Annotated in this window: 22 protein-coding genes; 6 read left to right on the top strand and 16 right to left on the bottom strand. The window is 67.2% G+C overall.

The window, feature by feature from the left end; translation table 11 throughout:
- Positions 1-70: 70 nt before the first annotated feature.
- A complete protein-coding gene (locus ACP7A3_RS00445; protein WP_426254562.1) occupies positions 71-1915 on the bottom strand; it encodes a methyl-accepting chemotaxis protein in 1845 nt (614 codons plus the stop codon).
- Between the two features lie 206 nt (positions 1916-2121).
- Here ACP7A3_RS00445 and ACP7A3_RS00440 point away from each other — a divergent pair, with 206 nt between their 5' ends.
- Positions 2122-3318 (top strand): carbohydrate porin, encoded by a 1197-nt coding sequence (locus ACP7A3_RS00440; RefSeq protein WP_426254561.1) that lies wholly within the window; start codon positions 2122-2124, stop codon positions 3316-3318.
- Between the two features lie 104 nt (positions 3319-3422).
- On the opposite strand, the gene tsf is transcribed toward ACP7A3_RS00440, so the two are convergent.
- Together tsf and rpsB are read right to left on the bottom strand one after the other, a co-directional pair.
- Positions 3423-4358, bottom strand: coding sequence for a translation elongation factor Ts (gene tsf, locus ACP7A3_RS00435; RefSeq protein ID WP_426254560.1), 936 nt, complete (start codon positions 4356-4358; stop codon positions 3423-3425).
- 87 nt (positions 4359-4445) lie between these two features.
- Positions 4446-5258, bottom strand: coding sequence for a 30S ribosomal protein S2 (rpsB, locus tag ACP7A3_RS00430; RefSeq protein WP_063689530.1), 813 nt, complete (start codon positions 5256-5258; stop codon positions 4446-4448).
- 334 nt (positions 5259-5592) lie between these two features.
- Between rpsB and ACP7A3_RS00425 the strand changes: the two genes are divergently transcribed.
- Positions 5593-5829, top strand: coding sequence for a hypothetical protein (locus ACP7A3_RS00425; protein ID WP_241891491.1), 237 nt, complete (start codon positions 5593-5595; stop codon positions 5827-5829).
- On the opposite strand, the gene ACP7A3_RS00420 is transcribed toward ACP7A3_RS00425, so the two are convergent.
- Positions 5768-6613: a CDP-alcohol phosphatidyltransferase family protein gene (locus tag ACP7A3_RS00420; protein WP_426254559.1), complete on the bottom strand. Its 846-nt coding sequence runs from the start codon at positions 6611-6613 to the stop codon at positions 5768-5770. The genes ACP7A3_RS00425 and ACP7A3_RS00420 overlap by 62 nt on opposite strands.
- A complete protein-coding gene (locus tag ACP7A3_RS00415) occupies positions 6613-7344 on the bottom strand; it encodes a phosphatidylserine decarboxylase (RefSeq protein WP_063689534.1) in 732 nt (243 codons plus the stop codon). The genes ACP7A3_RS00420 and ACP7A3_RS00415 overlap by 1 nt, the downstream gene beginning before the upstream one ends.
- 127 nt (positions 7345-7471) lie before the next feature.
- Here ACP7A3_RS00415 and ACP7A3_RS00410 point away from each other — a divergent pair, with 127 nt between their 5' ends.
- Positions 7472-8692 carry an NADP-dependent isocitrate dehydrogenase gene (locus tag ACP7A3_RS00410; protein WP_017978968.1) on the top strand — a complete coding sequence of 407 codons (1221 nt, stop codon included), beginning with the start codon at positions 7472-7474 and terminating at the stop codon, positions 8690-8692.
- Positions 8693-8898: 206 nt separating this feature from the next.
- On the opposite strand, the gene ACP7A3_RS00405 is transcribed toward ACP7A3_RS00410, so the two are convergent.
- Both ACP7A3_RS00405 and ACP7A3_RS00400 read right to left on the bottom strand, forming a co-directional pair.
- Positions 8899-10341, bottom strand: a complete 1443-nt coding sequence (locus tag ACP7A3_RS00405) for a hypothetical protein (protein WP_426254558.1) — start codon at positions 10339-10341, stop codon at positions 8899-8901.
- Between the two features lie 348 nt (positions 10342-10689).
- On the bottom strand, positions 10690-11769 hold the full coding sequence (locus ACP7A3_RS00400; protein ID WP_426254557.1) for a PA0069 family radical SAM protein: 1080 nt from the start codon (positions 11767-11769) through the stop codon (positions 10690-10692).
- A 55-nt stretch (positions 11770-11824) separates the two neighbouring features.
- Between ACP7A3_RS00400 and ACP7A3_RS00395 the strand changes: the two genes are divergently transcribed.
- Complete coding sequence (locus tag ACP7A3_RS00395) at positions 11825-12157, top strand: VOC family protein (RefSeq protein ID WP_426254556.1); 333 nt, start codon at positions 11825-11827, stop codon at positions 12155-12157.
- A 22-nt stretch (positions 12158-12179) separates the two neighbouring features.
- On the opposite strand, the gene def is transcribed toward ACP7A3_RS00395, so the two are convergent.
- Both def and recR read right to left on the bottom strand, forming a co-directional pair.
- Positions 12180-12698, bottom strand: coding sequence for a peptide deformylase (def, locus tag ACP7A3_RS00390; protein WP_295560166.1), 519 nt, complete (start codon positions 12696-12698; stop codon positions 12180-12182).
- Positions 12699-12752: 54 nt separating this feature from the next.
- Entirely contained in the window at positions 12753-13349 is a 597-nt protein-coding gene (recR, locus tag ACP7A3_RS00385; protein ID WP_024310551.1) for a recombination mediator RecR, read from the bottom strand.
- A 52-nt stretch (positions 13350-13401) separates the two neighbouring features.
- Here recR and fmt point away from each other — a divergent pair, with 52 nt between their 5' ends.
- Entirely contained in the window at positions 13402-14316 is a 915-nt protein-coding gene (fmt, locus tag ACP7A3_RS00380; protein WP_426254555.1) for a methionyl-tRNA formyltransferase, read from the top strand.
- Entirely contained in the window at positions 14313-15050 is a 738-nt protein-coding gene (truA, locus tag ACP7A3_RS00375; RefSeq protein WP_426254554.1) for a tRNA pseudouridine(38-40) synthase TruA, read from the top strand. Before fmt ends, truA begins: the two co-directional genes overlap by 4 nt.
- 120 nt (positions 15051-15170) lie before the next feature.
- Here truA and ACP7A3_RS00370 read toward each other — a convergent pair whose 3' ends face one another.
- From ACP7A3_RS00370 to ACP7A3_RS00340, 7 genes are all read right to left on the bottom strand, one after another.
- The gene (locus tag ACP7A3_RS00370) at positions 15171-16376 is read right to left on the bottom strand and encodes a class I SAM-dependent RNA methyltransferase (protein ID WP_426254553.1); all 1206 of its coding nucleotides are present in this window, start codon (positions 16374-16376) and stop codon (positions 15171-15173) included.
- A complete protein-coding gene (locus tag ACP7A3_RS00365; protein WP_426254552.1) occupies positions 16373-17764 on the bottom strand; it encodes an NAD(P)H-hydrate dehydratase in 1392 nt (463 codons plus the stop codon). Before ACP7A3_RS00365 ends, ACP7A3_RS00370 begins: the two co-directional genes overlap by 4 nt.
- Positions 17761-18183 (bottom strand): hypothetical protein, encoded by a 423-nt coding sequence (locus tag ACP7A3_RS00360; RefSeq protein ID WP_426254551.1) that lies wholly within the window; start codon positions 18181-18183, stop codon positions 17761-17763. The genes ACP7A3_RS00365 and ACP7A3_RS00360 overlap by 4 nt, the downstream gene beginning before the upstream one ends.
- Positions 18170-19888: a dihydroxy-acid dehydratase gene (ilvD, locus tag ACP7A3_RS00355; protein ID WP_426254550.1), complete on the bottom strand. Its 1719-nt coding sequence runs from the start codon at positions 19886-19888 to the stop codon at positions 18170-18172. The genes ACP7A3_RS00360 and ilvD overlap by 14 nt, the downstream gene beginning before the upstream one ends.
- Before the next feature lie 43 nt (positions 19889-19931).
- Entirely contained in the window at positions 19932-20846 is a 915-nt protein-coding gene (locus ACP7A3_RS00350) for a glycosidase (protein ID WP_426254549.1), read from the bottom strand.
- A gap of 3 nt (positions 20847-20849) precedes the next feature.
- Positions 20850-21614, bottom strand: a complete 765-nt coding sequence (locus ACP7A3_RS00345; protein ID WP_426254548.1) for an SDR family NAD(P)-dependent oxidoreductase — start codon at positions 21612-21614, stop codon at positions 20850-20852.
- Between the two features lie 97 nt (positions 21615-21711).
- A complete protein-coding gene (locus ACP7A3_RS00340; RefSeq protein WP_017978983.1) occupies positions 21712-22062 on the bottom strand; it encodes a response regulator in 351 nt (116 codons plus the stop codon).
- Between the last annotated feature and the right edge of the window lie 57 nt (positions 22063-22119).

Raw genomic sequence — 22119 nt, 5'->3', positions numbered from 1 at the left:
CGTGCCGGGGCAACGGCGGGCCGATGGCGGCAGGAGCGGCGCGTCGCGGTGCCGCCCCTGCCCGCGTCGGTCAGAATTCCGACCAGTCGTCCGATGCGGCGACGACGGCGAGGTTGCCCGTCGCCCGGCGCTTGCTCGCCGCCGCGATCTGGCGTCCGGCCACCGCCGCCCGTTCCTGCAACTGCGCGACGGGCGATGCATTGGACGTGGCCCCACCGCCGGTGTGGAAGCGGGTGATCTGGCGCGCCATCGTCTCCGCTTCGGCGGCAAGGCTGCGCGCGGCGGCGGTCGCTTCCTCCACCATCGCGGCATTCTGCTGCGTCACGCCGTCCATCTCGCTGACCGCGGTGTTGACCTGTTGCAGGCCGGTCGCCTGCTGTTCGGCCGAGCGCGCGATATCGGCGACCAGGCCGTCGATCTCGGCGATCCGGTCGATGATCCGCTGCAACGCCTGGCCGGTTTCGCCGACCAGCCGTACGCCCTCGTCCACCTGCTGCGACGAGGCGGTGATCCGCGTCTTGACGTCCTTAGCCGCCTCTGCCGACCGCTGCGCCAGCGCCCGCACTTCCGACGCGACGACGGCGAAGCCCTTGCCCGCGTCCCCTGCCCGCGCCGCCTCGACGCCGGCGTTCAGCGCCAGCAGGTTGGTCTGGAAGGCGATGCCGTCGATGACGCTGATGATTTCGGAGATTTCGCCCGACGTGCGCTCGATCCCGCCCATTGCCTCCACGGCGTTGCGCACGACGGCGCCCGAATGCTGCGCTTCGTCGCGGGCGCTGCGCACCGCGGCATTGGCGCTGCCGGCGCGTTCCGCGGTGGAGCGGACGGTGGCGGTGATCTCGTCCATCGCCGCGGCGGTTTCCTCGAGGCTCGCCGCCTGCTGTTCGGTACGTTGCGACAGATCGTCGGAGGCCTGACGGATGTCGCCGGCACCGCTGTTGATGCTGGACGCCGATTCCGACATGGCGGCGAGCGTCGTTTGCAGGGCGGATACGGCGGCGTTGAAATCGTCCTTGATGCGCGCGAACGGCCCGGTGAGATCGGCATCGACGCGCGAGACCAGATCACCCTCCGCCAGACGCGACAGGGCCTGGCCAAAGCTGTCGACGATCAGCGTCGTCTGCGCCGCCTTGGCCTGTTCGGCGGCGACCAGCTGATCGCGCAGCGCCGTCGTCGCGCCCGCGAGCTGACCCAGCTCGTCGCCGCGACCCGTGGCGGGCACGGCCACCGCCAGATCGCCCGACGTCATCCGGTTGAGGACACCGACCAACTGAAGAAGCGGCGCGACCACATAGCGCCGGCATAGTACGCCGATCGTGCCGACGAGCGCCAGCAACGCCAGGGTCGTCGCGATCAGCGACATGGAGGCGAGGCTGGTGACCCGGTCGGCATCGGCATCCACCGCGTTCAGATGGGTTTCGAGACGGTTGGACACCGTTTCCATGCCCGATTCCAGGTCGTGGAAGGTGCGCAGGAACGCCGGCAGCATCGTCGATGCGCGATCCTGATCGACGGCGGCCGTCGCCGCGACGGAGCGGGCGCTGGCGATATAGGCGTCGACCTGCGGCTGGATCTGCGTCGCCGCGGCGACGACTTCGGGCGCAGCGGCATAGGCGCGATCGACGGCCAGGGTCTTGCGCAGCGTCGCCACATCCTGTTCCAGCGCCTTGCGATTGTCCGTCAGGCTGAGATCGCCGACGCGGATCGCGCGCAGGATCGACAGGACGTCGCCCCGGATGGCATCGTGCATCATGTCCGCGGTCATGTGATTGCGCAGCAATCGGGAGGCCGCGCCGACGCGGTCGCGCGCCGCGGACTGCTGGCCATTGGCCCACAGGCTCACCCCGGCCGAGGCCAGGACGAGGGCGATGATCGCGGCAATCGCCGCCATCATCATCGTGTTGATCGATCGCACCCCTAAATTCTCCCGTTCCGCGTCATGTTCCTGTCATTATGTCGGAAACGGATAAAGTTGGGTTAACCGCGCTGACGGGCTTGGCGGACTGGCATCAACCGAAAAGCTTTCCGGCCGTCACCAAGTCAAATTAAGTCCATATTGACCAATAAGGGAAACGCCATCGCCATTACCGCTCCCGTAACCAGTCATCACAGGGAGTAGACATGGACAAGATCTTTGCCATTTGTCGCGCCATGCGGTGGGGCGCCGGAATCATCGCGATGAGCGTCGGCTGTGTCGACGCGGCGATTGCCCAGGAGGCGTCGAGCGCATGGAGCCTGTCGGCCGACTACACGGCCGATCTCGCCGGCGTGGCATCGGGCGGCATCGAACGCGGCGTGCGCTATCTCGACAATATCGACGTGATCGCCGAGGCCGATCTCGACGCGCTGATCGGATGGCATGGCGGCAAGGCGCATGCAGCGCTGCTCAACAACATGGGCGGCAAGCCCAACGATCTCGCCGGGTCGATCCAGGGCATCAACAATATCGAAGTGTCGCAGGGGCGCTTCAAACTCTACGAAGCTTGGGTCGAGCAGGCGCTGGCGCCGGGCTGGTCGCTGCGGGCGGGGCTGTACGACGTCAACAGCGAATTCTACCAAAACGACGCCGCGGGATTGCTGATCTCGCCGATGTTCGGCGTCGGATCGGAACTGGCGGCCACGGGGGTCAACGGCCCGGCGATCTTTCCGTCGACCGCGCTCGCCACCCGGTTGCGGGTCGAGGCCGGCAAGACCTATGGCGCGTTCGCCGTGGTCAACGCGCGTGCCGGCACGATCGGTGACGAAAATGGCATCGACTTCACTGGCCGCGACGGCGCGCTGCTGATCGGCGAAGCGGGCTGGACGGGCAACGGCCGCGTCGCCGTCGGCGCATGGACCTACACGCGCACGCAGCCGACGATCATCCCGCCGGAAATCTCGCAAGGGCCAGGCTTCCACGCGTCGCGCGTCGTCTATCTGATCGCCGAGCGCCGGCTCGCCGGCAAGGCCGCCGCGCCCCGCCAGCTTGAAGGGTTTCTGCGACTGGGGCTGTCCGAGGGGAAGACGACGCCGTTTCGCGGTGGGTGGCAAGGGGGCCTGCTGCTGAAACAGCCCTTCGCAGCGCGGCCCGACAGCGCCTTTTCGATCGGGGCGGGCAGCGGCGTGCTGTCGAACAGCTATCGCAGCGCCAATCCGCCGGAACTGCCTGCACTCGGCCGGGCGGAAACGATCATCGAGGCGACCTATACCGATACGCTGATCAAGGGCGTCTCCCTGCAACCCGACATCCAATATGTTATCAATCCGTCGGCGGACCGCACGATCCGCAATGCGCTGGTGCTGGGGTTACGCCTGACGCTGGGCTGGTCGGCGCACTGACGCCCGGGCGCTTTAGAAGAACTACGAAAAAGGGGGCATCACGTAGATCACGCGATGCCCCCCTTTTTTGCTCGTCCGCCCCGGAGGACGGTCAACAGGCCGGATCAGCCCTTCTGCGCAACGCCCGAAGCTGCGGCGACTTCGGCGGCGAAATCGCTCTCTTCCTTCTCGATGCCCTCACCGAGCTGGAAGCGGACATAGTCGACCAGCTTGATCTCGGCGCCGGCGTCCTTGCCCGCCTTGGCGACGACGTCGCTGATCTTGGTCTTGCCGTCCATCACGAACAGCTGGCTGACGAGCGCATGCTCCTTGCGGAACTTGGCGATCGAGCCTTCGACCATCTTGGCGATGATGTCGGCCGGCTTGCCCGATTCGGCCGCCTTTTCGGTTGCGATCGCGCGCTCGCGCTCGATCTCGCTCTCGTCCAGGTCTTCCTCGTTCAGCGCCTTCGGGAAAGCTGCGGCGATGTGCATCGCCAGCTGCTTGCCGAGCGCCTGCAGCGCCTCTTCACCCGCGTCCGATTCGAGCGCGACGAGCACGCCGATCTTGCCGAGACCCGGCGACGCCTGGTTGTGGACGTAGCTGACGACGGCGCCCTTCGACACTTCGAGGCGCTTGGCGCGGCGCAGCGACTGGTTTTCGCCGATCGTCGCGATGTTGTTGGTCAGCACTTCCTCGACCGTCTTGCCCGAGGGCATCGATTCGGTCTTGAGCGCATCGACGTCGCCACCGGTCGCCAGCGCGATCTGCGCGACTTCGCGGACGAACTGCTGGAACTGGTCGTTCTTGGCGACGAAGTCGGTTTCCGAGTTCACTTCGACCGCAGCACCCTTGGTGCCGCTGGTCGCGACGGCGACGAGGCCCTCGGCCGCGGTACGGCTCGACTTCTTCTGCGCGGCCGCGAGGCCCTTGGTGCGCAGCCAGTCCAGCGCGGCGTCCATGTCGCCGGCGGTCTCGTTCAGCGCCTTCTTGCAGTCCATCATGCCCGCGCCGCTCTTCTCGCGCAGGTCCTTGACCATCGCTGCGGTGATATCAGCCATGTGCATATCCTCTATAGTCTGAATGTGTTTGCGGGCGGGGTAGAGCGCACGCCCTGCCCCGCCCGCATGAAAGCATCGTGACGGTGCTTATGCGTCGATCTGACGCTCGGCCTCCGCTGCCGCGCCCGCTTCCGGGGCCGCGGGTTCGACGGTCAGCGCTTCCTCGACCGGCGCAACGTCCTGCGCACCCAGGTCGACGCCACGGCGCGACTGCTGCTCCTGGTTGCCGCGGGTGGCGGCGATCGCCACGGCTTCGCAGTACAGGCGGATCGCACGGCTCGCGTCGTCGTTTGCGGGAACCGGGAAGGCAATGCCGTCCGGCGAGACGTTCGAATCGAGGATCGCGACGACGGGGATGCCGAGCGTATTGGCTTCCTTGATCGCCAGCTCTTCCTTGTTCGCGTCAATCACGAACATCACGTCGGGGATGCCGCCCATGTCGCGGATACCGCCGAGCGACAGTTCGAGCTTGTCGCGCTCACGGGTGAGCTGCAGCACTTCCTTCTTGGTCAGGCCGTGCGTGTCGCCCGACAGCTGCTCTTCGAGCGCCTTCAGACGCTTGATCGAGTTGCTGATCGTCTTCCAGTTGGTGAGCATGCCGCCCAGCCAGCGGTGATTGACGAAATGCTGGCCCGAACGACGCGCCGCATCGGCGACGGCGTCCTGCGCCTGGCGCTTGGTGCCGACGAACAGCACCTTGCCGCCGCTGGCGACCGACGACGAGATGAACTCGAGCGCACGGGCGAAGAGGGGAACGGTCTGCGACAGGTCGAGGATGTGGACGCCGTTACGGTCGCCAAAGATGTAGGGCTTCATCTTTGGGTTCCAGCGGTGGGTCTGGTGGCCGAAGTGCGCGCCGGTCTCGATCAGCTGCTGCATGGTGACGACGGGAGCCGCCATAGGATAAGTCCTTCCGGTTAATGCCTCTGGGAAGCGGATGACGGCGACCATTAGGCCACGCGCACCGGGCTATGATGCTTCCCATGCGGGGTTGAGGAGCGCGCCCTTAGCGAACGCCACACGCCGATGCAAGCCGGAACATCCGCTTGACACATGGAACGTAGATGGAACATACAGGGTTCATACGGTGACCCAAGCCCACGCCGCCCCTTGATGGAGATCAACAAGGGGCCGAAATGGGCGAAAATCAGACGTTTATGGGAACTCACCGATAAAACATGGGTTTAGCGAGTTATCCACAGGGTGCTCGCAACCCTGCGAGGGAGTTGGTTCGATGGTTGCAGTGCTATCCGGTCTGGTGTTCGTAGGCGCGTTTCTGGCGGCGGCCGGGGTGATGATCGCCACGGTCGCGCCGCAATGGCGCCGCATCGCCCGCCTCGCCTCCGGCCATATCGAACCCGCGTTCACGCCGCTGTCGCAGCTCGCCCATGCCGAGCGCCGCATCGCCGTCAGGCGCTGGGCGTCGGCTCCGGTGCCCGCGGCCGTTCGCCGGCTGCGCGCAGCCGCCTGACCCGGGCGTAGCTGGCGATACTGAACGGGATGGTCAGCAGGTAGCCGAGGCAGATCACGCTGAGCGTGTGCCACGGCGCCGATACCAGCGCGGCGCCCAGGAAGACCACCGCCGCGATCGCCTCGAACCGCACGGTGCGGCGAAGGCGTAGCGAGGTCCACGAGAAGGTCGCGACGCTCGACACCATCAGTAGCGCAACGAAGGCGACCCAGAGGGCGACGAGCCACGGTGACGTGAAGATCGGTTCGTCGGTCCAGAACCAAAAATACATCGGCATCATGGCGAGGCCTGCCCCGGCGGGTGCAGGAACACCGGTGAGGAACCCCGCCAATTTGTGCGGTTGGTCCGTCTCGTCGATCTTCGCGTTAAAGCGGGCGAGGCGCAATGCGCAGAACACCGCCAGCACCAATGCGCTGATCCAGCCGATGCGGGGCAGCGCGGCAAGCGACCAGAGGTAGAGGATCAGCGCCGGCGCCACACCGAAGGAAATGGCATCGGACAGCGAATCGAGCTCGGCACCGAAGCGGCTTTCGCCGTGAAGCATGCGCGCAATACGGCCGTCGAGACCGTCGAGCACCCCGGCGATCATGATCATGGCAACCGCGCTCTGCCATTCGCCGCCGATCGCGAACCGGACGCCGCTGAGGCCCGAGCACAGCGCAAGGGCAGTGACCGCATTGGGGGCCACCGCGCGCAGCGGCAGGCCCCGCTGGCGGCGAGGCAGGCGACGACCAGCAAACCGGCCTTGTGACAGCGGGGGGCGCTGCTCCGACGAATCGTCCATTATTGGGCGATGCCGGTGACGGGTACGCCGCCGACGCGACCGATCACGGTCTCACCGGCGATCGAACGCTGGCCAAGCGTCACCTGCGGAATGATGTCGTCGGGCAGGAAGACGTCGACCCGGCTGCCGAAGCGGATCAGGCCGATACGCTGACCGGTCGCGACCATGTCGCCCGGCTTGACGAAGGGTACGATGCGGCGCGCGACGAGACCGGCGATCTGGGTGAAGCCGATGCGGCGACCGTCGCGACCTTCGACGACGATATGCTGGCGTTCGTTCTCGTCCGATGCCTTGTCGAGATCGGCGTTGAGGAACTTGCCGCTAATATAGACGACTTGGCGGATCGTGCCGGCGATCGGCGTCCGATTGATGTGGACGTCGAACACCGACATGAAGATCGACACGCGGGTGAGCGGCGCGTCGCCGAGGTCGCCGACCAGCTCGCGCGGCACCGGCACCTTCTGGATCATGGTGACAAGGCCGTCGGCGGGCGCGATGATCAGCCCCTCGCCCGTCGGCGTCGTGCGCACGGGATCGCGGAAGAAGGTGAGCACCCAGACGACGACAGCGAGCAGCGGCCAGAACAGCACCTTGGTGAGCACCGTGCCGAGCAAGGTGATGCCCAGGGCGATGGCGGCGTATTTGTGTCCTTCGGGGTGAACCGAGGGGAAGCGCCACTTGACGGTCGTCGTCGGCAGCGGCGTGTGGGGAGGCTTTTCAAGCGATGACATAACGCGCAGGTGTAACCGTGACGTTCCTGCAACACAACGCTCTCGGACGGAAGGCGCGCGCCGGTGGTTGATCCGCGTGGCGCTTGTGCCTAGACGCACACGCAAACTCCCCTTGCAGGAAGAGCATATGGCCAAGATTCAGGTGAAGACGCCCGTCGTGGAGATCGACGGCGACGAAATGACGCGCATCATCTGGGAATGGATCCGCGAACGCCTCATCAAGCCGTATCTCGACATCCAGCTCGATTATTACGACCTCGGCGTCGAGCACCGCGACGCCACCGAGGACAAGGTGACGGTCGATGCCGCCAAGGCGACGCAGAAGTACGGCGTCGCGGTGAAGTGCGCGACGATCACCCCCGACGAAGCGCGCGTCGAGGAATTCGGCCTCAAGAAGATGTGGAAGTCGCCGAACGGCACGATCCGCAACATCCTGGGCGGCGTCGTGTTCCGCGAACCGATCGTGATCAAGAACGTCCCCCGTCTGATCCCCGGCTGGACGCACCCGATCGTCGTCGGCCGTCACGCGTTCGGCGACCAGTATAAGGCGACCGATTTCCGCGTTCCGGGTCCGGGCAAGCTGCGACTGGTCTTCGAAGGCGAAGACGGCACCGTGATCGACGAAGAAGTCTTCCAGTTCCCGTCGTCGGGTGTCGCGATGGGCATGTACAACCTGGACGATTCGATCCGCGATTTCGCCCGTGCGTCGATGCATTACGGCCTGAACCTGAAGTGGCCGGTGTACCTCAGCACCAAGAACACGATCCTGAAGGCCTATGACGGCCGCTTCAAGGATCTGTTCGCCGAGGTGTTCGAGGCCGAATTCAAGGACAAGTTCAAGGAAGCGGGCATCGTCTACGAACACCGCCTGATCGACGACATGGTCGCATCGGCGCTGAAGTGGAACGGCGAGTTCGTGTGGGCGTGCAAGAACTATGACGGCGACGTGCAGTCGGATCAGGTCGCGCAAGGCTTCGGCTCGCTGGGTCTGATGACCTCCGTTCTGCTGACGCCGGACGGCAAGACCGTCGAGGCGGAAGCGGCGCACGGCACCGTCACGCGCCACTATCGCCAGCACCAGCAGGGCAAGGCGACGTCGACCAACCCGATCGCGTCGATCTTCGCCTGGACCGGCGGCCTGAAGTATCGCGGCAAGTTCGACAACACGCCGGACGTCGTCCGCTTCGCCGAAACGCTGGAGCGCGTCTGCATCGAATGCGTGGAGAACGGCCAGATGACCAAGGATCTCGCGATCCTGATCGGCCCGGATCAGCCCTGGATGACGACCGAGCAGTTCTTCGAAGCGGTGCGCTCGAACCTCGAGCAGAAGATGGCGAACTGGGCGTAAGCCCGTCGTCTAACGACTAAAAGAAGGCCCGGATGCGTCGCGCGTCCGGGCCTTTTTCGTATCGGCGATCAATCGTCCGCGTCGCCGTGATTGCCGTAGCCGGCACCCGATTCGTCGGGGACGCTGGTATCGGGCACCGCGCCGTCAGGGCGTTCGGTGGGTTCGGGCGTGTCGGGATCGGTCATGCTGCGCTCCTGCCGGCCGCATCAGTGCGGGATGGGATAACGCACGGACGCGCCGGACCTATCCGTCCCGCGCGACAGATCGGCGCGGCGGTAGATGGTGATGCCCAGCGCCTGAGCGACCGGGTAATAGTCCGTGACCAGCGTCGCGTGGATCATCGCATCGGATCGGCCGACGGCGATGGCAGGGGGTTTGGCGGCGAGGATCCGCATAAGCTCGCGACGCGGATCGACGCCGATCGCGCCCGCCTCGCTCGGCTCGACCAAATGCGGCGGGAACGGATAGCGGGTCGGCAGACAGGCGTGGGCCGCGGTGTAGAGTGCAGGCGGCGCATCGAAGACGAAGGGGCAGCCATGATCGCGATCCTGCCCGAAGGCAGCGGCGATCGATGCGAGCTGGCGACGGATTGTCGCGGTCTCGCCCCCATGCGGATAACCGCTCAGATACAGCATCACCGCACCGGCCACCGCCGCCAGCCAGCGCAGCGCAGGGCGATCGAGCGCGATGCCGGCCGCAACCGCAAGGGGGACCAGCAGCGGCAGCGCATAATGGTTGAAATAGGGTGGGACGAGCAGCCAGCCGATGGTGGCGCTCGCCAGCCAGCCGGCGAGGAACCAGCGGCGCTGCCCATGGTGCATTGTGAGACCACGCACCGCCAGGCCGAACGGCACCAGCAGCACGACGACGGCGCCGATCAGTCGGGTCGCGATCGGATCGCCGGGCGTCAGGCGCCGTAGGAAGATCGACTGGACGTTGGCGAACCACCAGGCGCCACCGTGCCCCATGGCGGCGTAGGCACCCGCCGCGATCAGGGTCGGGAGCAAGGCGGCGACCACGTAGACCGCGGCGTCCCGAGCGATGCGCGCGTAACTGCGGTGGTGGCGCCATGACGCGACCATCAGCGTCACACCGAAGAACGCGCCTTCGAAAACCACGGTCGGCTTGATCTGGAGCGCGACGCCGACCAGCAGCATCGCCACGATCCCACCGCGGCGCCGGCCCGACAGCGTCTGCCAGGTCAGCCATGCGGCCAGCACCATTGGCAGGTCGTAGAAGACCGGCGACTGCCCGCCGCGCCCGCCGATCAGCGACAGCCACACGAGGTACAGGATGGCGCCGGCGAGCGCGGCTTTCGGTCCGGCAAAGGTGCGCACCAGCATCGCGATGCATCCCGCCGTCGCCACCGCCGCGGCCAGCGCGACGAGATGGTAGGCAACGATTGCGTCGATCGGCAGCGCGGCACTGGCGGCGTAGATCAGGAACAGACCGATCGGCTTGCGATCCCAGATGTCGACATAGGGAATCGCGCCATCCCACATCCGCTGGCCGACGAGCAGGTACATCTGTTCGTCGAGGTCGACGAGCGGATTGCCGATATCGGGCAGCCGCAGCGCCAGCGCGACGAGCGCGACGAGCGCGACGAGCGCGACGAGCGCGAGGATCAGCCAGATGCGGCGCGAGGTCATGGTGTTCCCGATGCGCCTGTTATGGTTAGCAGGTGCCTAACGGCGGCGGGGTGGCGTTGCTACGGCGGGACTGTTCCCCGTGATCTCGTCGCAGGATCGGATGCCTGCTTCCTCGTTCGCTGCGGTCGGGGTAAAAGCGGGACGCCGGATCAAGTCCGGGGTGACGAGGGGGGGCTCTCATGAGCGTGGCGGGCATGTCAGGATGTCTTCGCGATGGTACGGGCAGTGCCCGAAAACGCCCCGTCATCCCGGCCTTGAGCCGGGATCCCGCTTCTTCACCGCAGCCGAAGCAGAAGCGGGACCCCGGATCAAGTCCGGGGTGACGAGGGTTGCTTGGCACTCCCCCCGTCAAAACAGCTCGCCCTGCGGGCCGGCCGGCGGGCGAAACAGATCGGTGCGGAGCGTCACGCCGCGATTGGCGAGGCCGTGCTTGCGGCAGGCGATGGCGAAGCGGGTGCGCATCAGCTCGGCCCATGGCCCTGCCCCCTGCATGCGCGTGAAGAAACCGGGATCGTTGTCGCGGCCGCCGCGCAGGCTCTGAATCGTCGCCATCACCTTGCCAGCGCGATCGGGAAAGTGGGCGTCGAGCCAGGCGCGGAACAGCGGCGCGACCTCGTGCGGCAAGCGGACGGGGATGAAGAAGCACGCACGGGCGCCCGCCCCTGCCGCACGCTCGACCAGATGTTCGATCTCATGATCGGTGATGGCGGGGATCACGGGCGCAATCGAGACATAGACCGGTACGCCCGCATCGGCGAGCGCGCGCACCGCCTTCAGCCGCCGTTCGGGATGCGGCGCGCGCGGTTCGATCGTCATGGCGACACGCGAATCGAGCGACGTGATCGACACTGCAACCGCCGCCAGTCCCTCGGCGGCCATCGGGGCCAGCAGGTCGATATCGCGGACCACACGGTCCGATTTGGTGGTGATCGTCAGCGGATGCCGCGTCTCGCGCAGCACTTCCAGCACGCTGCGGGTGATCCGCCAATCGCTCTCGATCGGCTGATAGGGGTCGGTGTTGGTGCCGAGCGCGATCGGCGCGACGGCATAGCCAGGCTTGCCCAGTTCGGCGCAGACCAGCTCCGCCGCCTGTGGCTTGGCGAATAGCCGGCTTTCGAAATCGAGGCCGGGCGACAAATCGTGAAAGGCGTGCGTCGGCCGTGCGAAGCAATAGATGCAGCCGTGCTCGCAGCCGCGATACGGGTTGATCGAGCGATCGAAGCCGACGTCGGGCGAGGCGTTGCGGCTGATGATCGTGCGGGGCTGTTCGATCGTCACGCTGGTGCGCAGCGGTGGCGCTTCGCCGTCGATCTCCTCGCGCGCGTCGAGCCAGTCGCCGTCCGCCTCCACCTGCGGCAGGTTGAAGCGGCGGCTTTCGCTATTGAGCGTCGCGCCGCGGGCGGCGCGTCGGGGCTTGGGACCGGCCATTGGCAAAGGCTAGGCGCAGACGTAGAACGTATCAAGAACGAATTGGGAGGATTCGATGGCGCGTCTGAACTATCTCGAGCTGCCGGTGGGGGATCGGGCGCGGGCGAAGGCGTTCTATGCCGATGCCTTCGGCTGGACCTTTACCGATTACGGGCCGGACTATGCCGCGACGACCAGCGGCGACACCGATGTCGGACTGGATGCGGCACCGGATCGCGTCGCGGCGCCGCTGCCGGTGATCGAGGTGGACGATCTGGAGGCGGCCCTCGCTACGGTCGAGGCGGCGGGCGGGCGCGTGACCGTGCCGATCTTCGCCTTTCCGGGCGGCCGGCGCTTTCACCTCGCCGACCCGGACGGACATGTGCTGGCGGTGATGCAACCGGCGTGACCGTCGCACCGGCCGGCTTCGGTCAGCGGCGTGCCTTGGCCAGCTTCTTGAGCACCATGTCGCGCTTCAGGCGGCTGATATGGTCGATAAAGAGCACGCCGTTCAGATGGTCGATCTCGTGCTGCATGCAGGTAGCGAGCAGGCCGGTCAGCTCTTCCTCATGCGCGGCGCCGGTTTCATCCTGCCAGCGGACACGGCACGATGCCGGGCGCTGCACATCGGCATATTGTTCGGGAATCGACAGGCAGCCTTCGTTATAGGTGCTCGTCTCGTCGCTGACCGACAGGACTTCGGGGTTGATATAGGCCTTGGGCGCCTTGATCGGCTTGTCGTCCTCGTCCTTTTCCTCCTGCAGGTCGATGACGAGAATGCGCTGGTCGACGCCGACCTGGATCGCGGCGAGGCCGATGCCATGCGCAGCGTACATCGTGTCGATCATGTCCTGCACGAAGGCGCGCGTTTCATCGGTGATCGAGTCGACGGGCTTGGAGATCAGGCGCAGGCGCGGATCGGGGATTTCGACGATGGGAAGAACTGCCATCGCGCGGAGCTAGGTCCCGGGGCGTTTGCCGTCAAGATTGGGGTGACCTCGCGATCAGGCGACGGGGCGTCTTGCGCGCAGGGCCTGGGCCAGCGTGCCTTCGTCGAGATAGTCGAGTTCGCCGCCGACCGGCAGGCCGTGCGCGAGCTGGGTGACGCGGACGGGAAAGCGCTCGATCCGGTCGGCGAGATAATGCGCGGTCGTCTGCCCCTCCAGCGTGGCGTTCATCGCAAGAACGACCTCGTCGATGCCGCCCGCCTCGATCCGGGCGACGAGTGCATCGATGGCGAGGTCTTCGGGGCGGACGCCCTCGAGCGCCGACAGGCGGCCGCCCAGCACGTGGAAGCGCCCCGGAAACAGGCGCGAGCGTTCGAGCGCCCACAGATCGGCCACCTCTTCGACGACGCACAGCGAGCGCTGGTCGCGGCGCGGATCGGCGCAGATCGCGCAGGGGTTGGCGGTGTCGACGTTGCCGCAGATGCCGCACGTCTCCAGCCGCTCGTCCACCGCCTCCAGCGCGGCGCGCAACGGGCCGAGCGCGGCCTCGCGTTTCTTCAGCAGGTGCAGCACCGCGCGACGGGCGGATCGGGGGCCGAGGCCAGGAAGGCGCGCGAGCGCCTGGGTCAGCGCCTCGATTTCGGGGGATGCCATGGGGAACAGATAGGGGGTTGCGCCCTGCCCCGCCAGCGCGTTGAAGGCCCCCATGCGGATCATCTTCATGGGAACCCCGGCCTTCGCGCGCGACGTGCTGGATGCGGTGTTGGCGGCGCCGGGGCATCAGGTCGTCGCGGTCTATACGCAACCGGCACGGCCGGGCGGTCGGCGCGGGCGCGAACTGGTCAAGTCGCCGGTCCAGCTTCGCGCCGAAGAGGCAGGCCTATTGGTATACGATCCGGTCAGCCTGAAGGGCGCCGAGGCGCAGGCGGCGTTCGCGGCGCTGGACGCCGACGTGGCGGTAGTCGCGGCTTATGGCCTGCTGTTGCCGCAGGCGATCCTCGATGCCCCAAAGCATGGTTGCCTCAACGTCCACGGCTCGTTGTTGCCGCGCTGGCGCGGGGCGGCGCCCGTGCAGCGCGCGATCCTGGCCGGCGATGCCGAGACGGGGGTCGGGATCATGCAGATGAAGGCAGGGCTCGATACCGGCCCCGTGCGGCTGGAGGGGCGGGTCGCGATCGAGCGGCAGACCGCAGGCGAGCTTACCGATGCGCTGGCGGCGCTGGGCGGGCGGCTGATGGTAGAGGTGCTCGACGATCTGGAGGGCCATCCGCCGGTGCCGCAGCCCGAGGACGGCGTCACCTATGCCCGCAAGATCGACAAGGCCGAGGCACGGATCGATTTCACCAAGAGCGCGGTCGAGGTCGAGCGGCTGATTCGGGCGATGCACCCGGCGCCGGGGGCGTGGGTGGAGATCGCAGGCGAGCGGGTGAAGCTGCTCGGCGCCGAGGTGCTGCCCTTCTCCTTCCCCGGCGGCGAGGGGACGACGGTGGATGCGGCGCTGACGATCGCATGCGGCGACGGTGCGATCCGCCCGACGCTGGTGCAGCGCGCCGGGCGCGGCGTGACGAGCGCGGAGGAAATGCTGCGGGGCTTCCCGGTGCGATCGGGGACGCAGCTTTGACGCGGTTCGCGCTGACGATCGAATATGACGGTCGGCCGTTCATGGGCTGGCAGCGGCAGAAGCACGGGCCCAGCGTGCAAGCGGCACTGGAAGAGGCGGTGTTCGCCGTCACCGGTGAGACGGCCGCGGTGCATGCCGCAGGAAGGACCGATGCCGGCGTACATGGGCTGGGCATGCGCGCGCATGTCGACATCGCCAAGACGATCGCGCCGTTCCGGTTGATGGAGGCGCTCAATGCGCGGATGCGGCCGGCACCGGTCGCGGTACTCGACTGCGTGGAGGTGGCGGACGATTGGCATGCGCGCTTTTCGTGCGTCGGGCGCAGTTACGAATATCGCATCGTCAACCGGCGCGCCCCGCTGACCTGGGAAGCGGGACTGGCGTGGCAGGTGCCGCAGCCGCTCGACGCCGATGCGATGGCGGCGGCGGCGGCGGTGCTGGTCGGTCGGCATGATTTCACGACGTTCCGATCGGCGCATTGCCAAGCCGACAGTCCGGTGCGGACGCTGGATCTGCTATCCGTCGAGCGGAATGGCGATCGGATCGCGGTGCGGGCGGCAGCGCGGTCGTTCCTGCACCATCAGGTGCGATCGATGGTGGGGTGCCTGGCGCTGGTCGGGCGGGGACAGTGGTCGGTCGCCGACGTCGCCGATGCGCTCGCGGCGCGGGATCGCGCGCGGCTGGGGCTGAATGCACCGCCGGATGGGTTGTTCTTCATGACGGCGGTGTATTGATTCACGCGAAGACGCGAAGGGGACACCGACAGGACGGAGGCCGTCCTGCCAATCGCCGACGGTGGCGTCTGCCGATCGCGGCGCCCTGGCAGGACCTCTTCGCGGCGTCGCGCGAACCCTTTAGCGAACGAATCGCGCGGCGAGTTCGACGTGGGTGGACCAGCGGAACTGGCCGACGGGCTGGATCCAGTCGATCCGCCAGCCACCCTCCACCATCATCTTCGCATCGCGCGCGAAGCTGCTGGGATTGCACGAAACATAGCCGATAACCTTGGTCTGGGATGCGGCGAGCGCCTCTGCCTGATCGCGCGCGCCCGCGCGCGGCGGATCGATGACGATCGCATCGAAGCGGTCGAGCTCCGCCACGGTGAGAGGACGGCGGAACAGGTCGCGATGTTCGGTGAAGATCGGGCGCCCGCCATGAGCCGCTCCGGCTTTCAGCGCCATGATCGCATCCCGCGCGCCCTCGGCAGCGTACACTCGCGCCGGCAGGGCGAGGGCGAAGGTGCCGAGGCCCGCGAACAGATCGGCGATCGTGCCCGCGCCTTTGGTCGCTTCGCGCATGGCGGCGACCAGCGCATCCTCGCCTTCCTGCGTCGCCTGCAGGAACGATGCGGGCGGCAGCGGCACGGGGTGCCCGCCGAGCGTGATGGTCACCGGCTGCGGCTCCCAGCGCGTTTCGAACCCGTCGCCGCTGTCGAGCGTGAAGCGGGCGATGCCGTGTCGCTCGCAAAAGGCCGTGATCGTCTCCGCGGCGGCAAGGCCGTCTGCGGACAGGTTTGTGACGAGGATGTCGGGGCCCTGATCGGACAGGGTCAGGTGGACGTCGCCGCGGCGCTTGAAACCGAGCTTCTGCAGCAAGGCGCGGAGCGGCGCGACCACCGCGAACAGTTCTGGCGCGAGGATGTGGCATTCGCGCACGTCGACGATGGCGTGGCTCTTCTCGGCGGAGAAGCCCAGCAGGATACGGCCGCCCTTGCTCTCGACATGCAGCGTCGCGCGGCGGCGGGTTTGCGGCGGCGAGACGAGCGGCGCGCGCAACGGCGCGGTCAGCCCCTGCGCGTCCAGCGCGCTGGCAACGCGATCGGTGACGAAGGCGGCGTAGGATTCGTCGTCGAGATGCTGGAGCTGGCAGCCGCCGCATTCCGGGAAATGGCGGCACGGCGGCGTCTGGTGATGCGGGCCGTGGGTCAGCGTACCTTCGGGGCCGAGCAGATCGCCGGGCGCCGCGAAGGCGGCATGGCGACCGTTGGCAGTGACGCCATCACCACGCGCGGCTACGCGGACAATCGTATCGGGGGGCAGAATCGTATCGGAATCGGTCATCCGCCCGCCCTGACGGGCGTCAGCGCATTTGCCAAGTCGTCGGCGATGAAGCTGGCGCCGAGCCGGCGGGCCGCCTGCGCGTGCAGCCAGACGCCCGCACTCGCTGCCGCGAGCGGATCGGTGCCGGCATGGGCAAGTCGCGCCGCGATCGCGCCGGCCAGCACGTCGCCGGTGCCGGCGGTCGACAGCCAGGGGTTGCCGCGCGGATGCACGATGGTGCGAGCGGGCGCGGCGACGATGGTCGTGGGGCCCTTCAAAACGACGACGGCGCCGGTGCGCCGCACTGCCGTACGCGCGCGATCGACCAAGGAACCCGCGATTTCGCCGAACAGGGCTTTGAACTCGCCCGCGTGCGGTGTCAGGATGACGGGGTGGGACCGCCCGGCAAGCGTGTCCGGGTCGAGCAGGTGCAGCGCGTCGCCATCGACGACCAGTGCGTGATCGTCGGCGGCGATTAGCGCCTTCAAGCGCTGCCGTGCGTCGTCGTCGCGTCCCAGCCCCGGACCGATCAGGATAGCGCCAATCCGCGGGTCGGTCAGCGCGTCGGCATCAAAGGGGCGGTGAACGAGCGCGTCGGGACCACCGCGGCCGCCGTCGCCATAGAGCGCGACATAGCCCGCTCCGCTGCGCAGGGCGGCGATGCCGGAGAGCCGCGCGGCGCCTTCCATCGCGCCGACGACCACGGCGACCATGCCGCGCGTATATTTGTGCGACTCGGGCCCGGGCTGTGGCAGATGCGGCGGCGTTGCGACGACACAGTCGGCGGGTCGCTCGCTGAGACCCAGGTCGATCAGGCGGATCGTGCCACAGGCGCTGGCCGCCGGTTCGAGGACATGCGCGGGCTTGAGGGCGCCGAGCGCAAGAGTGAGCGTCGCGGGATGTGCCGCGACCCAATCGGACACGGCGCCCGTGTCGGCATCGACGCCGCTGGGCAGATCGGCGGCGATCACGATCTGCGCTGCGCGGGCAAGGCGCGCCAACGCTGCGTCGGTGGCGCGGGGCAGCGGTCGCGACAGCCCCGTGCCGAACAGGCAATCGACCAGAACCGGCGCGGGCCGTGCCGTGTTCAGCGGCTCGACGTCGCCCTGCCAGCCCCGACGCGCCGTGCGGGCAGCCGGCGTGCGGGGGTCCTCCCCCGCCGCGACGCGTACGCTGAGGCCGAAACGTTGCAGAACCGATGCAGCAACATAGCCGTCACCGCCGTTGTTGCCAGGTCCGCAGAGCACGAGCACGTCGGCACCTGCGGTCAGACGGCGCGCGGCAGCGGCAATGCCTTCGCCTGCGCGTTGCATCAGCGTCTCGACGGAAATGCCCGACGCAACGGCGGCGTCTTCCGCAGCGCGCATCTGCGCTGCGGTCAGGATCGGCTGGCCTTCGGGCGGGATCATCGTGTCGATGCGATCGTCGCGGGCAAGCGGTAGCGATCGCTGCCGATCGCCACCTCGATCGACTGCGGATCGATAATCGAGACGCGCGCCGCCTCTGCGCCGTCGGCCGCGATGACGCCGCGGCCGTCCTGCGTTACGCGCAAGCGGTGAAAACCGCCGTCGTCGTGGCGGACGGTGAGGACCAATCCGCGATCCTCCCGCGTCCGTTCCACCGTGCAAGTTCGCCGCAACGCGTCGCTGCCGTGCGCGCAGAGGATCAGGTCTGCGTCGTCCGCGGCGCGACGCTGATCGCTTTCCGCCTTGGTCAGCGCCTGGGTATTCGCTGTGTCGGCACCACGATCACCGCAGGCGGCAAGCAGAAGCAGTGCCGTTCCCGCCACCACCCGGCCCACCGCCCGCGAGCGATCAGATGTCCGCATAGACGTGGCGTTCGGCCTTTGCGCCGGGGTGGGTGACAGCGCCCTGGAAGGCGGGACCGACGTTCTGGGCATAGCGCCACAATGCGCCCGCGCCGTAATCGTTCACGCGCGGCGTCCAGGCGGCGCGGCGCGCGTCGAGCGTGGCGTCGTCGACCAGCAGATCGATCGTGCCCGCCTCGGCGTCGATGCGGATCATGTCGCCGTCCTCGACCAGGGCGATCGGGCCGCCCTCTGCCGCCTCCGGCCCGACATGGCCGATGCAGAAGCCGCGCGTGCCGCCCGAAAAGCGGCCATCGGTGATCAGTGCGACCTTTTCGCCCATGCCGAGGCCGTAGAGCGCTGCGGTGGTCGACAGCATTTCGCGCATGCCCGGGCCGCCTTTCGGCCCTTCGTAGCGGATGACGATCACCTCGCCCTCGTTGATCGCGCGCGCTTCGACGGCGGCGAAAGCGTCTTCCTCGCAATCGAAGCACCGCGCCGGGCCTTCGAATTGCAGGCGGTGCATGCCCGCGACCTTCACGATCGCGCCATTGGGGGCGAGGCTGCCGCGCAGACCCACGACACCGCCGGTCGGCGTGATCGGCGTGGCGATATCGTAGATGACCTTTTGGTCCGGGTTCCACGTCACCTGATCGATATTCTCGCCAAGCGTCTTGCCGGTGACGGTCATGCAATTGCCGTCGAGGAAACCGCCGGCGAGCATCGTCTTCATCAGCATGTAGACGCCGCCGGCCTCATGCATGTCCTTGGCGACATACTGACCTCCGGGTTTGAGGTCTGCGATGTAAGGCGTTGTTTTGAAAGCCTCTGCAACGTCGAACAGGTCGAAATCGATGCCGGCTTCGTTCGCCATCGCCGGCAGGTGAAGCGCGGCATTGGTCGAGCCGCCGGTCGCGGCGACGACGCGCGCGGCGTTGATGAAGGCTTCGCGCGTGCAGATATCGCGCGGGCGCAGGTTGCGCGCGACAAGCTCCATCACCTGTGCGCCCGCGGCCACGGCGATCTGCTCACGCGTGGTGTAAGGAGCTGGTACCATGTTGCTGTTCGGAAGCGATAAACCGATTGCCTCGCCAACACAGGCCATGGTGTTGGCGGTGAACTGACCACCGCATGCACCGTGCCCCGGGCAGGCGACCTTTTCCAGCTCATGCACTTCGGACAACGGACACGCACCGGCGGCGTATTTGCCGACGACCTCGAACACGTCGACGACGGTGACGTCGCGGTCGTGGAAGCGGCCCGGCAGGATCGATCCGCCATAGACGAAGATCGATGGGATATTGAGGCGCAGCATCGCCATCATCATGCCGGGCAACGACTTGTCGCAACCGGCAAAGCCGACAAGCGCGTCATAGCAATGGCCGCGGACCGACACCTCGACCGAATCGGCGATGACTTCGCGGCTGACAAGGCTAGCCTTCATGCCCTGATGGCCCATGGCGATGCCGTCGGTGACGGTGATCGTGTTGAACCGGCGCGGCATGCCGCCGCCCTGGATCACGCCCGCCTGCGCGGCATCGGCCTGGGCGTTGAGCGTCGTGTTGCACGGCGCCGAATTGTTACCGGCGCTCGCCAACGCGACGAAGGGCTTGGCGATATCCTCTTCGCTGAGGCCCATCGCATAATAATAGCTGCGATGGGGCGCGCGTTCGGGGCCGACGGAGACGTGACGGCTGGGCAGGCGGGTTTTGTCGAACTGGGTCATGACGACGCCCTATGTCGCGAAAGCCCCCATCTGCGCAAGCTTGTTACGCGTAATATCGCACGCGCGCCCGACGAAGAATGCGATCCTCGATCGAGAAATACAGCGATATCATGTCGTTCTCGACGATTGTTGACGCGGCGAAGGCGATATCAGTCTTGGCGCGATCTTCCGGCGGCGGCGGCAGGATCAGCGGTTCGATACCGCGACGGGTGACGGCCGAGAAGTCCGGCGAGAAACTGATCCAGCCGATCCGCCAGCGCGCATCGAGCGTCGCGCCATTGTAGAACATCACCGGATCGGCACCGGGCAGCTGGCAGATCGGGCCGGTGGACAGGTGCCAATTGTCCCAGGATTTTGGCCGGATCGGAAACGGATCGTCGAGCGACGTCCAGGGATCGCCAAGCTGGTCCGCGCGGGCGATGCCAACGCGCGACGCGCCGACGCCCTTTTCCTCCGCCGCGGCATATTCGTAGAACAGCCGCCAGCCGTCGTGCGGTGTCGGGGCGAAGGTCGCCTCCTTGATATTGCCCTCGCCTTCGGGTGCGGCGAGGACAACGCGGCGCTTGGTCAGCGTATCGAGCGACGGGCCGGTCGCGGCAATCATGACGCCTTGGCTGCGCTTGGCGTCCACGCCGGTGTAATAGACGACATAAGTGCCATCGTCGGTCCTGAGCACCGTCGGGTCTTCGCAGCCCCCCGCGTCCGGGTCCGTCGGATCGCTGCCCGGGGCGATGGCGATATGATCGTCCAGCGTGAAGCTCAGGCCGTCATCGCTCCACCCGCTGGCAATCAGGCCGGTCGGATCGTTCGGTCCGAGCGGGTCGGGGACGCCGCGCACCAGCATGCGATAACGCCCCTCCTCGCGCCAGACGAAGGGGCTCATCAGGTCCATGCCATCGAGCGGCGAACCGGGCGCGATCGTGACGTCGTCGAGCGCTTCGACGGCATAGGTCGGCATCGGTCAGGCCCCCTGCGCGATAACCAGACTGAGCGCGCCGTCGATCGTGACGGTCGTCCCGGTGATGTAATCCGCGGCGGGCGAGAGCAGGAAAGCGACGAGCGTCGCGACCTCCTCGGGCTTGCCGGCCCGCGCCCAGGGAATATTGGCCTCGAGCGATTGGCGATAGGAGGCATCCTCCATCGCCTGTTCGTTCATCGGCGTCAGGATCATGCCGGGCGCGACGCCGTTGACCGCGATCTTCGCGGGCGCCAGTTCGAGGGCCAGCGTCGCCGTAAGCTGGGCCAAGCCGCCCTTCGCTGCGTCATAGTCCACGCCGCCCGGCCGCGGCGCGCGTTCGTGGATCGAGGATATGTTGACGATCCGCCCGCCCTGCCCGGCCTTTTCGGCGGCGCGCACGAATCGGCGGCAGGTCAGGAAGGGGCCGTAGAGATCGGAGCGGATGACGCGGTCGAAATGGTCGAGCGGCATGTCGACCAGCTTGGTGCCGCTCATGTTGAGGCCCGCGGAGTTGACCAGCCACGTGGCAGTGCCGAAGCGGCGTTCGGTGTCGGCAAACAGCGCCTCGACCGCGTCTTCGCTTGATACGTCGCACTGGATCGCGTGGACTCGATCGGCGCCCGCGGCCTCGGTGACCTTGGTGGCGGCGTCCGCATCGCGGAAATAGGTGAAGACGACGCGCGCGCCCGCCTTTGCGAGGGCGGCGACGCACGCCGCCCCGATACCGGACTCGCCGCCGGTCACCACCGCGATCGGATTATCTGCCATGCACCTTGCCCCATCGTTGCGTCCGGAATCGACGCTACCAATGCGATGGGGCGGTCAATCGTTCCGGTGACAAATGCGTCATGCCGGACGAAGGGCGTTACAGCGCGGCGAGAGCCTTGGCGACGCCGTCCATCGTGAAGGGCTTTTGCAGCACTGGACGATCGCGAAAGCGGCTGTCGACGCTGTCGTCGCTGCCGCCGGTCGCGAACACGAACGGAATGTCGCGTGCGGCGAGCGCTTCGGCGACGGGCGTGCTCTTCTCACCGCCGCGCAGGTTGACGTCGAGGATCGCGGCGTCAATGCCGCCGTCCTCCACCCGCGCCAAGGCGCCGGCCACCGTGTCGACGGTGCCGACCGGCGTCTTGTCGAGCACCTCGAGGAAATCCTCGAGCATCATCGCGATGAGCGGTTCGTCCTCGACGATGAGGATCTGGGTGAGCGCAGACATGCCCCAGCCCTTACCCGTGGTTGTTACACGCTGACAACCACTCGTTTGTAACGGTGT

The sequence above is a fragment of the Sphingomonas sp. DC5200-1 genome (genome assembly GCF_049897245.1).
Taxonomy (GTDB): Bacteria; Pseudomonadota; Alphaproteobacteria; order Sphingomonadales; family Sphingomonadaceae; genus Sphingomonas; species Sphingomonas aquatilis.
Note: the sequence above shows the minus strand (reverse complement) of the source record. Positions and strands in the feature narration are given on the sequence as shown.

Bases quoted from the DNA above. Each gene is read 5' to 3' on its own strand.
- ACP7A3_RS00410 (WP_017978968.1), top strand. From the start codon at position 7,472: ATGGCCAAGATTCAGGTGAAGACGCCCGTCGTGGAGATCGACGGCGAC.
- ACP7A3_RS00350 (WP_426254549.1), bottom strand. From the start codon at position 20,846: ATGCCGACCTATGCCGTCGAAGCGCTCGACGACGTCACGATCGCGCCC.
- rpsB (WP_063689530.1), bottom strand. From the start codon at position 5,258: ATGGCGGCTCCCGTCGTCACCATGCAGCAGCTGATCGAGACCGGCGCG.
- def (WP_295560166.1), bottom strand. From the start codon at position 12,698: ATGGCAGTTCTTCCCATCGTCGAAATCCCCGATCCGCGCCTGCGCCTG.
- ACP7A3_RS00405 (WP_426254558.1), bottom strand. From the start codon at position 10,341: ATGACCTCGCGCCGCATCTGGCTGATCCTCGCGCTCGTCGCGCTCGTC.
- fmt (WP_426254555.1), top strand. From the start codon at position 13,402: ATGCGGATCATCTTCATGGGAACCCCGGCCTTCGCGCGCGACGTGCTG.
- ACP7A3_RS00425 (WP_241891491.1), top strand. From the start codon at position 5,593: ATGGTTGCAGTGCTATCCGGTCTGGTGTTCGTAGGCGCGTTTCTGGCG.
- ACP7A3_RS00420 (WP_426254559.1), bottom strand. From the start codon at position 6,613: ATGGACGATTCGTCGGAGCAGCGCCCCCCGCTGTCACAAGGCCGGTTT.
- ACP7A3_RS00440 (WP_426254561.1), top strand. From the start codon at position 2,122: ATGGACAAGATCTTTGCCATTTGTCGCGCCATGCGGTGGGGCGCCGGA.
- ACP7A3_RS00340 (WP_017978983.1), bottom strand. From the start codon at position 22,062: ATGTCTGCGCTCACCCAGATCCTCATCGTCGAGGACGAACCGCTCATC.
- ACP7A3_RS00395 (WP_426254556.1), top strand. From the start codon at position 11,825: ATGGCGCGTCTGAACTATCTCGAGCTGCCGGTGGGGGATCGGGCGCGG.
- ACP7A3_RS00360 (WP_426254551.1), bottom strand. From the start codon at position 18,183: ATGCGGACATCTGATCGCTCGCGGGCGGTGGGCCGGGTGGTGGCGGGA.
- ACP7A3_RS00365 (WP_426254552.1), bottom strand. From the start codon at position 17,764: ATGATCCCGCCCGAAGGCCAGCCGATCCTGACCGCAGCGCAGATGCGC.
- recR (WP_024310551.1), bottom strand. From the start codon at position 13,349: ATGGCATCCCCCGAAATCGAGGCGCTGACCCAGGCGCTCGCGCGCCTT.
- ACP7A3_RS00345 (WP_426254548.1), bottom strand. From the start codon at position 21,614: ATGGCAGATAATCCGATCGCGGTGGTGACCGGCGGCGAGTCCGGTATC.
- ilvD (WP_426254550.1), bottom strand. From the start codon at position 19,888: ATGACCCAGTTCGACAAAACCCGCCTGCCCAGCCGTCACGTCTCCGTC.
- ACP7A3_RS00370 (WP_426254553.1), bottom strand. From the start codon at position 16,376: ATGACCGATTCCGATACGATTCTGCCCCCCGATACGATTGTCCGCGTA.
- tsf (WP_426254560.1), bottom strand. From the start codon at position 4,358: ATGGCTGATATCACCGCAGCGATGGTCAAGGACCTGCGCGAGAAGAGC.
- ACP7A3_RS00400 (WP_426254557.1), bottom strand. From the start codon at position 11,769: ATGGCCGGTCCCAAGCCCCGACGCGCCGCCCGCGGCGCGACGCTCAAT.
- ACP7A3_RS00415 (WP_063689534.1), bottom strand. From the start codon at position 7,344: ATGTCATCGCTTGAAAAGCCTCCCCACACGCCGCTGCCGACGACGACC.